This is a genomic window from Streptomyces sp. NPDC094147 (genome assembly GCF_044764265.1).
In the GTDB taxonomy this organism is placed as follows: Bacteria; Actinomycetota; Actinomycetes; order Streptomycetales; family Streptomycetaceae; genus Streptomyces.
On record NZ_JBIWHT010000001.1, the window covers coordinates 812,599 to 824,892 of the forward strand.

General features: G+C 71.8%; 12 protein-coding genes. 11 read left to right on the plus strand and 1 reads right to left on the minus strand.

The window, feature by feature from the left end; genetic code table 11:
- Positions 1-127: 127 nt before the first annotated feature.
- From ACIQ8J_RS03720 to ACIQ8J_RS03750, 7 genes are all read left to right on the plus strand, one after another.
- A complete protein-coding gene (locus ACIQ8J_RS03720) occupies positions 128-946 on the plus strand; it encodes a BTAD domain-containing putative transcriptional regulator (protein WP_403264374.1) in 819 nt (272 codons plus the stop codon).
- 156 nt (positions 947-1,102) lie between these two features.
- Positions 1,103-1,873, plus strand: coding sequence for a cyclase family protein (locus ACIQ8J_RS03725; RefSeq protein ID WP_403264376.1), 771 nt, complete (start codon positions 1,103-1,105; stop codon positions 1,871-1,873).
- Positions 1,870-2,697 carry a thioesterase II family protein gene (locus ACIQ8J_RS03730; RefSeq protein ID WP_403264377.1) on the plus strand — a complete coding sequence of 276 codons (828 nt, stop codon included), beginning with the start codon at positions 1,870-1,872 and terminating at the stop codon, positions 2,695-2,697. The genes ACIQ8J_RS03725 and ACIQ8J_RS03730 overlap by 4 nt, the downstream gene beginning before the upstream one ends.
- Positions 2,698-2,757: 60 nt before the next feature.
- The gene (locus tag ACIQ8J_RS03735; RefSeq protein ID WP_403264379.1) at positions 2,758-4,029 is read left to right on the plus strand and encodes a beta-ketoacyl-[acyl-carrier-protein] synthase family protein; all 1,272 of its coding nucleotides are present in this window, start codon (positions 2,758-2,760) and stop codon (positions 4,027-4,029) included.
- On the plus strand, positions 4,026-5,273 hold the full coding sequence (locus ACIQ8J_RS03740) for a ketosynthase chain-length factor (RefSeq protein ID WP_403264381.1): 1,248 nt from the start codon (positions 4,026-4,028) through the stop codon (positions 5,271-5,273). The genes ACIQ8J_RS03735 and ACIQ8J_RS03740 overlap by 4 nt, the downstream gene beginning before the upstream one ends.
- Positions 5,274-5,304: 31 nt before the next feature.
- Positions 5,305-5,559: an acyl carrier protein gene (locus ACIQ8J_RS03745; RefSeq protein WP_403264383.1), complete on the plus strand. Its 255-nt coding sequence runs from the start codon at positions 5,305-5,307 to the stop codon at positions 5,557-5,559.
- A 365-nt stretch (positions 5,560-5,924) separates the two neighbouring features.
- Positions 5,925-7,223 (plus strand): DUF5933 domain-containing protein, encoded by a 1,299-nt coding sequence (locus tag ACIQ8J_RS03750; RefSeq protein WP_403265227.1) that lies wholly within the window; start codon positions 5,925-5,927, stop codon positions 7,221-7,223.
- Positions 7,224-7,296: 73 nt separating this feature from the next.
- On the opposite strand, the gene ACIQ8J_RS03755 is transcribed toward ACIQ8J_RS03750, so the two are convergent.
- On the minus strand, positions 7,297-7,740 hold the full coding sequence (locus ACIQ8J_RS03755; RefSeq protein ID WP_403264384.1) for a nuclear transport factor 2 family protein: 444 nt from the start codon (positions 7,738-7,740) through the stop codon (positions 7,297-7,299).
- Between the two features lie 164 nt (positions 7,741-7,904).
- Here ACIQ8J_RS03755 and ACIQ8J_RS03760 point away from each other — a divergent pair, with 164 nt between their 5' ends.
- From ACIQ8J_RS03760 to ACIQ8J_RS03775, 4 genes are read left to right on the plus strand one after another with little or no spacing between them, the layout of a single operon-like run.
- On the plus strand, positions 7,905-8,702 hold the full coding sequence (locus ACIQ8J_RS03760) for an SDR family NAD(P)-dependent oxidoreductase (protein ID WP_403264385.1): 798 nt from the start codon (positions 7,905-7,907) through the stop codon (positions 8,700-8,702).
- A gap of 43 nt (positions 8,703-8,745) precedes the next feature.
- Positions 8,746-9,696 (plus strand): aromatase/cyclase, encoded by a 951-nt coding sequence (locus ACIQ8J_RS03765; protein WP_403264387.1) that lies wholly within the window; start codon positions 8,746-8,748, stop codon positions 9,694-9,696.
- Positions 9,689-11,212, plus strand: a complete 1,524-nt coding sequence (locus ACIQ8J_RS03770) for a class I adenylate-forming enzyme family protein (RefSeq protein WP_403264389.1) — start codon at positions 9,689-9,691, stop codon at positions 11,210-11,212. The genes ACIQ8J_RS03765 and ACIQ8J_RS03770 overlap by 8 nt, the downstream gene beginning before the upstream one ends.
- Positions 11,213-11,255: 43 nt before the next feature.
- Positions 11,256-12,287 (plus strand): aldo/keto reductase, encoded by a 1,032-nt coding sequence (locus tag ACIQ8J_RS03775; RefSeq protein WP_403264390.1) that lies wholly within the window; start codon positions 11,256-11,258, stop codon positions 12,285-12,287.
- Positions 12,288-12,294: the final 7 nt, after the last annotated feature.

The following is a 12,294-nucleotide window of genomic DNA, read 5'->3' on the forward strand; positions in this document are numbered from 1 at the left end:
CGCACATGCCGGGTTCAGGAGCGCGGCACTGCCGAGAAACCGGCCGGGATGACAGTTTTTGAGGGTGCTTGGCGCCGGGTCCGAAATCCATCGGGTCATCCGGCAGATCCGACCCCGGAGGAATCCCATGGAGATCAAGGTTCTCGGTCCGCTCATGGCCGAGTCGGGCGGCACGTCGGTCGTCCCGAGCGCCGGCAAGCCCCGGCAGATACTGGCGCTGCTTTCGGTGTACGCCAACCAGGTCATGCCCGTGCCGACGCTGATGGAGGAGATCTGGGGCGCCGACATGCCCCGCAGCGCGCTCACCACCCTGCAGACGTACATCCTGCAACTGCGCCGCCTCATCGCGAATGCGCTCGGCCCGGACAGCCCCTACACCGCGCGTGAGGTGCTTGCCACCCGGCACGGCGGCTACCTCCTCGAAGTCACGCCGGGCGCGGTCGACGTGCACGAGTACGACCGGCTGGTGGCCACCGGGCGCGGCGCCGCCGAGCGCGGTGACGACGAGAGCGCCGCCGCGCTCTACCGCGAGGCGCTCGGCATGTGGCGCGGCCCGGCGCTGGTGGACGTGCGGCTCGGCCCGCTTCTGGAGATCGAGCTGGTACGCCTCGAAGAGAGCCGGCTCGGTGTCCTTGAGCAGCGGATCGACTCCGATCTGCGGCTCGGCCGGCACATGCAACTCCTCGCCGAACTCACCTCTCTGACGGCCCGTCACCCGCTGCACGAGGGTCTGCACGCCCAGTGCATGGTGGCGCTGTACCGGTCGGGCCGGCAGTGGCAGGCGCTGGACGTGTTCCAGAACCTGCGCCGCGGGCTCGCCGACGAGCTGGGCCTGGACCCCTCGGTCCGGCTCCAGCAACTGCACCGCGCGGTACTGGCCGGTGACCCCGCGCTCGACTCGCACCTGGCCGGGCGTCGCCCGGTGCTCGACCTCTTCGCCGCCTGAGCGGCGCACGGGCGGCAGGACCGCCCGGCAGCAACGCGTCCGGACCCCGCCCTCTCCCCCCACAGGGCGGGGTCCGACGCGTGCGCGGCTCCATCCGGCCTCCAGGCAGTGGACGCACAGTGCCCCCGACCGACGCCAACGACCTTGGGGGTTATCTTGCGAGTCATCGATCTGTCGTCGCCCGTGGACGCGGCCGGCTGGGAGCCGGACCCGATCGTCCACGAGATCATGACGCCCGCCGAGGGCGCCGCGCACATGGCGGCGGAGATGAAGGAGCACTTCGGGCTCGACTTCGACCCGGCCGACCTGCCCGGGGGCGAACTCCTGTCCCTGGACACCCTCACCCTGACCAGCCACACGGGCACCCATGTGGACGCGCCCTCGCACTACGGCTCGGTCGGTGACTACGGGCGGCCCCGGCACATCGACGAGATGCCGCTCGACTGGTTCCTGCGCCCGGCCGTGGTGCTCGACGTCAGCGATGTCGGCACCGGCACGATCGGGGTCGAGCGCATCGAGAAGCAGATCGCCGGCATCGGATACACCCCGCGGCCGCTCGACATCGTGATGCTGCACACCGGCGCGTCCCAACACGCGGGCACACCACGGTACTTCACCGATTTCGCGGGCCTGGACGGCGCCGCCACCGACTTCCTGCTCGACCTCGGCGTACGCGTCATCGGCACCGACGCCTGGAGCCTGGACGCCCCCTTCGGGCACATGATCCGCACCTTCCAGGAGACCGGCGACAAGTCGGTGCTGTGGCCCGCGCACTTCGCCGGCCGGCGCCGCGAGTACTGCCAGGTGGAGCGGCTCGCCCAGCTCGACACGCTGCCCACGCACGGGTTCCGGGTGTCCTGCTTCCCCGTGAAGATCGCCGGAGCGGGGGCGGGCTGGACCCGGGCCGTCGCCCTGATCGACGAATGAGACCGGCCGGCGAGGTCCGCGAGGACACCATGACGCCCTGGCTGTTCTGCTTCCACCACGCGGGCGCCGGGATCTCCTCCTTCGCCAGGTGGCAGAAGGTGCTCGGCGACACGGCCGAGGTGGTGCCGGTGCTGCTGCCCGGCCGGGGTCCGCGCGCCAAGGAGGCCCGGATCACCGACGCCACCGAACTCATGAATGAACTGCGGGAGTTGATCACCCCGCTGCTCGACCGCCCGTACCTCCTGTACGGGCACAGCCTCGGCGGTCTCGTCGCGCACGCGCTGACCCGGACCCTGGAGGACGACGGGCTGCTGCCGCCGGCCCGGCTGGTGATCGGCGCCGTACCGCCGCCGCATCTGCGCAACACGCTGCTGCGCGGCGCGCGGCTGCCCGACCACGACCTCATCGATCTGCTGGTCGACCTGGAGGCGGCGCCGCCGGAGGCCGCCGGACGGGACCGCTCGCTGTGGCAGCGCCAGGTGATCCCGGCGCTCCGCGACGATCTGCGGCTCGGTGAGGCGCTGTGCCAGGTCAACGCCGACAAGGCGGTGGGCACCCCGCTGACGGCGCTCGCGGGCCGGGACGATCCCATCGCGCCGCTGTGGGAGATGGCCGAGTGGGCCGACTACTCGGTGACCCGCTTCCGGCTCCAGACGCTGCCCGGCGGCCACTTCTTCGTACGCGAGCAGATCGTGCCCGAACTCCTTCGCGCGGTGGCCCTCGAACTGCGGGTGTCGCTCAAGGCGGAGTACGACGGCGAGTCCAGCGGGCGTCAAGAGGGCGGGACCACACTCCTTCCATCAGCGGACCTACAAGAGAGGTGACGCAGCCGTGCTGCATTCTCCCGGGGCGCACCCCCAGGACCAACGCAACGAGGGGGACAGGTGAGCCGACGCGTAGTCATCACCGGAATCGGTGTGGTCGCCCCCGGGGGCGTGGGCACCAAGGAGTACTGGTCCCTGCTGACCGCGGGACGCACCGCCACCAGGGCCGTCTCACTCTTCGACGCCTCGGCGTTCCGCTCCAGGATCGCCGCCGAGGTCGACTTCGACCCGGTCGCCCAGGGGCTGACCGAGGAGCAGTCCACGCGGCTCGACAGGGCCGCCCAGTTCGCCCTGGTGGGCGCTCGTGAGGCGGTCACCGACAGCGGTCTGGACATGGCGGGCATCGACCCGTTCCGCACCGGCGTGACCATCGGCAGCGCGGTCGGCGCGACCACCGGACTCGACTACGAGTACGCGGCGGTCAGCGACAACGGCGCCGAGTGGCTGGTCGACCACGAGCGGGCCGTGCCGCACCTGTACGACTACTTCGTGCCCAGCTCGTTCGCGGCCGAGGTGGCCTGGGAGTTCGGCGCGCAGGGTCCCACGGCCGTCGTCTCCACCGGCTGCACCTCCGGCCTCGACTCGGTCGGCCACGCCGTCGAGCTGATCCGCGAGGGCAGCGCCGACGTCATGATCGCCGGGGCCACCGAGGCGCCGATCTCGCCGATCTCGGTCGCCTGCTTCGACGCCATCAAGGCCACCTCGAACCGCAACGACGAGCCGGAGACCGCCTCGCGGCCCTTCGACAAGTCCCGCAACGGCTTCGTGCTCGGCGAGGGCAGCGCGGTGTTCGTCCTGGAGGAGTACGGGCAGGCGGTGGCCCGGGGTGCGCACATCTACGCCGAGATCGCCGGCTTCGCCTCGCGTTCCAACGCGTACAACATGACGGGTCTGCGGGCCGACGGCGCCGAGATGGCCGAGGCCATCGGCGCGGCCCTGGAAGAGGCCGGCATCCCCGGCACCGACATCGACTACATCAACGCGCACGGCTCGGGCACCCTGCAGAACGACCGGCACGAGACGGCCGCGTTCAAGAAGAGCCTCGGCGACCACGCGTACGCGACGCCCGTCTCCTCCATCAAGTCGATGATCGGGCACTCGCTCGGCGCCATCGGCTCCCTGGAGATCGCCGCGTCCGCGCTCGCCATCGAGCACGGCGTGGTGCCGCCGACCGCGAATCTGCGCGAGGCCGACCCCAAGTGCGACCTCGACTACACGCCGGTCCACGCCCGCGAGCGCGAGATCAGCACGGTCCTGAGCGTGGGCAGCGGCTTCGGCGGATTCCAGAGCGCGATCGTGCTCACCAAGCCCGAGCGGAGGAAGACGGCATGACGAGCGAGCTCCTTGAACGGGCGGCGGTGCGCTCCGGTACCGCGGTGTTCACCGGGATCGGGGTCACCGCCCCCAACGGCCTGGGTACGGACGCCTGGTGGCGGGCGACCGTGGCCGGCGAGAGCGGCATCCGCCCGGTCTCCCGCTTCGACGCCTCCGGCTACCCGGCGACCCTTGCGGGCGAGGTGCCCGGCTTCGACGCCGAGGAGCACATCCCGAGCCGGCTGCTCCCGCAGACCGACCACATGACGCGGCTCGCGCTGACCGCCGCCAAGGAGGCCCTGGAGGACTCCGGCGCCGACCCGGCCGAGCTGCCCGAGTACTCGGCGGGCGCGGTCACCGCGGCCTCCGCGGGCGGCTTCGAGTTCGGCCAGCGCGAGCTCCAGGCGCTGTGGAGCAAGGGCGGCCAGTACGTCTCCGCGTACCAGTCGTACGCCTGGTTCTACGCCGTCAACACCGGCCAGATCTCCATCCGGCACGGTCTGCGCGGACCCAGCGGGGTGCTGGTCACCGAGCAGGCGGGCGGCCTCGACGCGGTCGGCCAGGCGCGCCGCCAGCTGCGCAAGGGCAGCAAGCTCATCGTCACCGGCGGGGTGGACGGAGCGGTCTGCCCCTGGGGCTGGACCGCGCAGCTCGCGGGCGGCCGGATGAGCTCCGTCGCCGACCCGGCGCGCGCGTTCCTGCCGTTCGACCGCGAGGCCGCCGGTTACGTCGCCGGAGAGGGCGGCGCCATCCTCGTACTGGAGGACGCCGAGGCGGCCCGTGCACGCGGCGCCCGGATCTACGGACAGCTCTCGGGGTACGCCGCCACCTTCGACCCGGCGCCGGGCCGCGGCGGCGAACCCGGCCTGCGCCGGGCGGCCGAACTCGCCCTCGCCGAGGCCGGGTTGACCGCTTCGGACGTGGACGTCGTCTTCGCCGACGCGTCCGGCGTGCCCGAGCTCGACCGCCAGGAGGAGGCGGCGCTGACCGCGCTGTTCGGCCCCCGCGGTGTGCCCGTGACGGCCCCCAAGACCATGACGGGCCGGCTCTCCGCCGGCGGCGCCTCGCTCGACCTCGCGGCGGCGCTGCTCTCCATCCGGGACGCGGTGATCCCGCCGACCGTCCATGTCACCGACCCGGTCGCGGCCGACACGCTCGACCTGGTGACCGGGGCCCGGCGCGGCCCGGTCCGTACCGCACTCGTCCTGGCCCGCGGGACCGGCGGCTTCAACGCCGCGGCCGTCGTGACCGCGGCGAACTGAACCCGACCGCTGAATGAGAGAGGCGAGCTTCATGAATCTCAAGGAACTGACCACGCTGCTGCGCGAGTGCGCGGGTGTCGGCGAGGGGATCGACCTGGACGGGGACGTCCTGGACGTGCCGTTCGACGATCTCGGCTACGACTCGCTTGCGATCCTCCAGGTGACGGGGGTCATCGAGCGGGACTACCGGATCCAGCTGTCGGACGACACGGTGGCGGAGGCGGCTACGCCCCGGCTGCTGCTGGGGTTCATCAACGAGTGCATGTCCACGGCGACGGCGGCTTAGGTTTCAGCGTGCTGTGGTGACGGCCGCCTCATCCCTCGCGGGGTGCGGTGGCCGTTTGCGCGTGCCCAGGGTGCTGGGGGCTCTGCCCCCAGACCCCCGCTCCTCAAACGCCGGAGAGGCTGGGTTTTTGCCGGGCAGCACCGGAGGAGCTGGAACTTTGCTGGGCGGCGCCGGACGGGGCTCGGTATTTTTCGGCCCGCTGGAGTGCTCCGATAGCATGTTCGGACTCGTGGCGACCCCTGTTCTTCGCCTGTCCTTCACCACCGTCTAACAAATCGGCCAAACAATTGATACCTATAGCATCGCGGGTGCTTTCGCGAATAAGCCGCAGAATTACGTTCGCCGAGTGGCGCCGACCACGGGCGATGCTGTGGGCCACGGCGGGTGTGACAGCCCTCGGATTCTTCATCGCGCTGGAGATCGCCGCGCGGCACTACGGCCTGCCGGGGCCGATCACCACCCAGGCGCAAGAGGTGATATTCGCCCCTAAATCGGGGCCTTTGCTGTACGCCAGTATGGCGTTGATGATGGTGGTGCTCACCTGGCGGCAACGGTTCATCGCGGCCTGTGCCGCGATCGGTATCGACATCGCCGTCCTTCTGGTGCGGTGGGCGGTCGGCGCCCAGATGACGTTCGGCAACGGCGCGCTGTGGGTGATGCTGGGCTGTGCGGTCATCGCCGTCACGCGCCGCACCGGCCAAGAACGCGTCCTGCTGCTGAAGGGCGTCGGTCTCGGCCTGCTGCTGGTGGCCGGCCGCAAGACCGGCGACACCTGGCTGCTCATCACGTCGAAGGCCCGCCCGACGGTGCTCGACCAGTACATGGCGACCGCCGATCACGCGCTGGGCAACCCGTCGTGGCTGGTGGGCCGGATCGTCAAGGCCACCGGCCCGATCGGCTCCCATGTTCTCGACTTCGTCTACATCCAGCTCGCGGTGGCCGCGGTCGTCGTCGCGCTGTACCAGCTGCGCAACGTGGCCATCGAGCGCCGCTTCCCGAGCCACCATCTGGTGCGCACGTTTCTGGCCATAGGCCTGCTCGGGCCGGCCGTCTACATGATCTTCCCGGTGGTCGGACCGATCTTCGCGTACGGCACCGGCGCCTACGGCACCGGCGGCGGGCACTGGCCGGTGGCCGACCTGTGGCCGGACACACCGCCGCCGGTCAGCACCCCGCACCACATGCCATTCGACGCGTTCACCCCGCGCAACTGCATGCCCAGCCTGCACACGGCGTGGGCCACCACCATCTTCGTTCACTCCCGCAAGGGCCCACGAATTCTGCGATGCGCGGGCGCTTTCTGGCTGATTTCCACGCTCGGCGCGACGCTGGGCTTCGGCTACCACTACGGCGGGGACATCATCGCCGGCGTGGTGTTCGCGCTCACCGTCGAGGCAGCTCTGCGCTCGCTCGCACGCGGCTGGGACCGGTCCGGAATCCAGCTGGTCGCCTACGGCGCAACGGTCTTCGCCGCGCTCCTGGTGTCCTATCGCTTTCTGCCGATGGAGCTGGCCGAACATCCGTGGGTGTCCGGTCCGCTTCTCATTCTGGCGATGGCCTCGGTGGTGTACGCCTACGTACGGACCACCAGAATGTGGGAATCGGAGGCCGCACCGGTGCGGCAGGCGGAACCGCAGCCGCAGCCGCAGCCCGAACTGGTGTGAGTCGGGCCGTCCGCGCACAAGGAAGTGCCCGCACGACGGGGGATGGCGTGCGGGCACTCGTTCTTGGGGGAGGTCAGATCAGGTCGTCCCGGGTGATCCGGCGGTCCGCTATCTGCCAGGCGCCGTCCACCCGGACGATGCGGTCCTCGCACAGGGTGCTGGCCTTGATCTCGGGGCGGCCGCCGCGCGGGGTCTCGATGACCAGGGCGTAGCAGCGGGCGTTCACGGCGCCGTCGGTCATGCCCTCGACGGAGACCATGCCCAGCCAGTGGCGGCGCTGGACACCGGCCTTCGCGTACGCCTCGGTGGCCGCGGCGGCGGCCGCGGTGATGGCCGCGCGGCCGACCGCGGGGACGGGCTGCGCGTTGGCGGCGAACACACCGTCGGTGGTGAAGGTGTGGGCCCACTCCTCGACCCGGCCGTCGTCGAGCAGATGCATCTGCTGCGCGTAGAACTGCTGGATCTCCGTGTACAGCCCGGCGGTTGTGGCGGCCTGCGGCAGCTCGGTGACGCTCATGGGGGTCCTCTCCTCCTGGATCTTCTGCTCCCCCACAGTCACGCCCTCCACTCGAACCCGGCTGGGGGCGTGCTGGGGGCGGGCCTTCCAGCCCCGCTCGATACCCGTTCGAGTGGGGCTCGGCACTTTGGGGCGCGTACACCAACTCATCCGAGGAGATTCGTATGACGCAGCCCAAGCACACGAGCGAGCGCCGGGTCGCGCTCATCACCGGGGCGACCAGCGGGATCGGGCTCGCGGCGGCGCGGGCGCTGGGCGGGGCCGGGCTCGCGGTGTTCATCTGCGCGCGCGGCGCCGAGTCCGTGGAGCTCACGGTCAAGGAGCTCCGCGAGGAGGGCATCGAGGTCTCCGGCACGACCGCCGACGTCCGCAGCCCCGAGTCCGTCAAGGAGCTGGTGGCCGCCGCCGTCGCCGCGTACGGCCGCGTCGACGTGCTGGTCAACAACGCGGGACGCAGCGGCGGCGGCGTGACCGCCGAGGTGTCGGACGAGCTGTGGGACGACGTCATCGACACCAACCTGAACAGCGTGTTCCGGCTCACCCGCGAGGTGCTCACCGCCGGCGGCATGCGCGAGCGCGGCTGGGGCCGGGTCATCAACATCGCCTCCACCGCCGGCAAGCAGGGTGTGGTGCTCGGCGCCCCGTACTCCGCGTCCAAGCACGGCGTGGTCGGCTTCACCAAGGCGCTCGGCAACGAGCTCGCGCCGACCGGGATCACCGTCAACGCGGTCTGCCCCGGTTACGTGGAGACGCCGATGGCGCAGCGCGTGCGGCAGGGCTACGCCGAGGCGTACGACACCTCCGAGGACGCCATCCTCGCCAAGTTCACCTCGAAGATCCCGCTGGGCCGCTACTCCACCCCCGAGGAGGTCGCCGGTCTGGTCGGCTACCTGGCCACCGACACCGCCGCCTCGATCACCGCGCAGGCGCTCAACGTCTGCGGCGGCCTCGGCAACTTCTGAGCCGACGGATCCCCCAACTCCCCCAGCAGATAAGGAATTTCCCGTGTCCGTGACCGGAACGAAGCACCACACCCTGCACAGCGTCGCCGTCGCCGCCCCCGCCGAGGTCGTGTACGGGATCGTCGCCGATGTCACCAAGTGGCCGCAGTACTTCGGCCCCAACGTGCACGTCGAGCACCTGGAGCGGGACGCGGGTTCGGAGCGCATCCGCATCTGGGCGACCGCCAACGGCGCCGTCAAGAACTGGGTCTCGCGCCGCACCTTCGACGCCGGGCGGCTGCGCGTCGACTTCCGCCAGGAGGTCTCGGCGCCGCCGGTGGCCGGAATGGGCGGCGCCTGGGTGGTCTCCGCCGTGGACGCCGGGACCTCGCTGCTCGAACTGCACCACGACTTCGAGGCCGTCGACAACGCCCCCGAGGCGGTCGACTGGATCAACGCGGCCGTGGACCGCAACAGCGCCGCCGAGCTGAACAACATCAAGGAACTCGCCGAGCGGCACGCCCAGTTGGACGAGCTGGTCTTCACCTTCGACGACACCGTCCACATGCGGGCCGACGGCGCCGACGTCTTCGACTTCCTGAACCGGGCCGACCTGTGGCCCGAGCGCCTGCCGCACGTGGCGCGCCTGGACCTCACCGAGGACGAGCCGGGTGTGCAGGTGATGGCGATGGACACCAGCACCGCCGACGGTTCGGTGCACACCACCGAGTCGATCCGCGTGGTCTTCGCCCCGGACCGCATCGTCTACAAGCAGACCACCGTGCCGGGCCTGATGACCGCGCACACCGGCCGCTGGACCATTGCCGAGGTCGAGGGCGGCGTCGATGTCACGTCCCGGCACACCGTCACGCTGCGGACCGACACCATCGAGAAGTACCTGGGCGAGGGCAAGACCGTCGCCGACGCGCGTGCGTACGTGCACCGCGCGCTGTCCACCAACAGCACCAACACCCTGAAGCTGGCCCGCAGTTACGCGGAGGCGCTCCGTGACTGACGCCGTCCCCGAGGTGCCGGACCGCCTCGACCAGCTGCTCGCGCGGGCCGCGTCCGCCCACCCCGGGCGCCGCGCGATCGTCACCGACGACATCGAGCTGGACTACGCCACGCTGGACGCCCGGGTGGACGCCGTGGCCGCCGGGCTCCAGGCGCTGGCGCCCGAGCCGTCGGTGGTGGCGGTGGCCTCCGTGCTGCACCCCGACTTCGCCGTCGCGTACTACGCGGCGGTGCGGGCCGGGCACACCGTGGCCGTGGTCAACCCGCTGCTGCGCGAGGACGACCTGCTGCATGTGCTGGGTCTCGGCGGGGCGCGCGTCGCCCTTCTCGACCCGGCCCTGAGCGCGCGCCTGGAGCAGGTCCGCGACCGGCTGCCCGAGCTGCGCGAGGTCGTCCTGATCGGCGCGGGCACGGACGGTCTGGCCGCGATCGCCTCCGATGTGCCCCCGGCCGCCCCCGCCAGGGGGCCGCGGGACACCGCCGCCCTCCAGTTCACCAGCGGCACCACCGGCCGGCCCAAGGCGGTCCGGCTCAGCCACCGCAATGTGACGGTCAACGCGGCGCAGATCGCGCGGGCGCACCGCCTCGACGGCGACACGGTGAGCCTGAACCACCTGCCGACGTACCACCCGATGCACCTCAACTCGGCGATCGCGGCGGGCGCCACCCAGGTGCTGTGCGCCGCGCCGGAGCCGTACGCCGCGCTGATGACCGCCAACCGGCACCGCGCCACCATCCTCTACAGCCTGCCCGTCCGCCTCGCCCGCCTCGCGGCCGACCCGGACCTGGACTCCGTGTCGATGACGTCGGTGCGGCGGATCGCCTCCGGCGGCTCCGGCCTCCCGGTGCCGGCCGCCCGCCGCCTGTCCAAGCGGTTCGGCGTCCCGGTCTTCCAGGGGTACGGGCTCGCCGAGACCTCCCCGCTGACCCACAGCGACGACCCGGACCACCCGGTGCACGGCTCGGTCGGCACCCCGGTCGCCGGGACCGAGTGCCGGGTGGTCGACCTCGACTCGCGGGCGGTGCTCGCGGTGGGCGCGGTCGGCGAGGTGCAGCTGCGCGGCCCGCAGGTGATGCAGGGGTACGCGGGCGGGCCCGACGGCACCGGTCTGGAGCCGGACGGCTGGCTGAGCACCGGCGATGTCGGCCGGATCGACCAGGCCGGCCGGCTGTTCCTGGTGGACCGCCTGGGCGACGTCTTCAAGTGCGACAACTTCCTGGTCGCGCCCTCGGACGTGGAGCGGGTCCTGCGCCGCGACCCGCGGGTCGCCGATGTCGTCGTGGTCGAGCTGCCGGACGTCGCGCACGGCGCGGTCGCGGGCGCCCTCGTCGTCCTCGCCCCTTCGCACGAGGACGACCTCGCGGAGATCGTCGCCCAGGCCAATGACGCGCTGCCGTACTACCAGCACGTGCGGGACGCCATGCCCCTGGACGCCATTCCGCGCTCGGGCAACGGAAAGATCCAACGGCGGCTGCTGGCCGAGCGGTTGACCAGCCGTCAGCCGGTCGCGGGCTGAGCCGGGACGGGCCCGCGCCCCCAGGGAACAGAAGGGATTCACCATGGAGTACCGCCGTCTCGGCGCCTCGGGACCGGTGGTCAGCCGGGTCGCCTTCGGGAACTCGCTGACCGCGGGCAACCAGCTGGACGACCGGGCCGCCACCGCCTGCGTACGGGCCGCGCTCGACGCGGGCATCACCACCTTCGACACCGCCGACGCCTACGCCGAGGGCCGGGCCGAGGAACACCTCGGCCGGGCCCTCGCGGGCGTCGACCGGGACTCCGTCGTGATCTGCACCAAGGTGGGCAGGGGCGGCGGGCCGGGCCCCGGCGCGCTGTCGCCGGCCCGGATCGCCGAGAGCCTGGACGCCTCGCTGCGCCGCCTCGGCACCGGGCACATCGACCTGTACCAGGCGCATCTGTACGACGACTCGACACCGCTCGAAGAGACCATGGCCGCCTTCGCGGACGCCGTGTCCTCGGGCAAGGTCCGCTACGTCGGCGTCTCCGAGTGGGCCGCCGACGAGATCGAGCGGGCCGCCGCACTCGCCCGCGAGCTGGGCGTCGTCCTGGTCTCCAACCAGCCGCAGTACTCGATGCTGTGGCGGGTCATCGAGGCCGAGGTCGTCCCGGCCTGCGCGCCGCTCGGCATCGGGCAGATGGTCTGGTCGCCGCTGGCCGGCGGCGTACTGACCGGAAAGTACCAGCCGGGCCGGCAGGCGCCCGCCGGATCGCGGGCGGTGGCCGCCAAGGGCGGTGACGTCTCCATCCAGCGCTACCGCTTCCTGTCCGACGAGGTGCTCACCGCCGTCGGCCGGGTCGCCGCGCTGGCCGGCGAAGCCAATCTGACGATGCCTCAACTCGCGCTGGCCTGGGTGCTGCAGAACGCCCAGGTCGCCACGGCCGTCATCGGCGCCTCCGCGCCCGAGCAGATCGCACGCAACCTCGCGGCCGCCGGGGCCGTGCTCGACCCGGAGCTGCTCGGCCGCATCGACGCCGCGCTCGGGCCCGTCGTGGTCACCGACCCCGGGCTGACCCTGAGCCGGATGCTCCGCGCCCGGACCGCCGCCACCCCCTCCCCCGCCACTCTCTGAGAGGTAC

Bases quoted from the DNA above. Each gene is read 5' to 3' on its own strand.
- ACIQ8J_RS03745 (WP_403264383.1), top strand. From the start codon at position 5,305: ATGAATCTCAAGGAACTGACCACGCTGCTGCGCGAGTGCGCGGGTGTC.
- ACIQ8J_RS03760 (WP_403264385.1), top strand. From the start codon at position 7,905: ATGACGCAGCCCAAGCACACGAGCGAGCGCCGGGTCGCGCTCATCACC.
- ACIQ8J_RS03775 (WP_403264390.1), top strand. From the start codon at position 11,256: ATGGAGTACCGCCGTCTCGGCGCCTCGGGACCGGTGGTCAGCCGGGTC.
- ACIQ8J_RS03730 (WP_403264377.1), top strand. From the start codon at position 1,870: ATGAGACCGGCCGGCGAGGTCCGCGAGGACACCATGACGCCCTGGCTG.
- ACIQ8J_RS03740 (WP_403264381.1), top strand. From the start codon at position 4,026: ATGACGAGCGAGCTCCTTGAACGGGCGGCGGTGCGCTCCGGTACCGCG.
- ACIQ8J_RS03720 (WP_403264374.1), top strand. From the start codon at position 128: ATGGAGATCAAGGTTCTCGGTCCGCTCATGGCCGAGTCGGGCGGCACG.
- ACIQ8J_RS03755 (WP_403264384.1), bottom strand. From the start codon at position 7,740: ATGAGCGTCACCGAGCTGCCGCAGGCCGCCACAACCGCCGGGCTGTAC.
- ACIQ8J_RS03750 (WP_403265227.1), top strand. From the start codon at position 5,925: ATGCTGTGGGCCACGGCGGGTGTGACAGCCCTCGGATTCTTCATCGCG.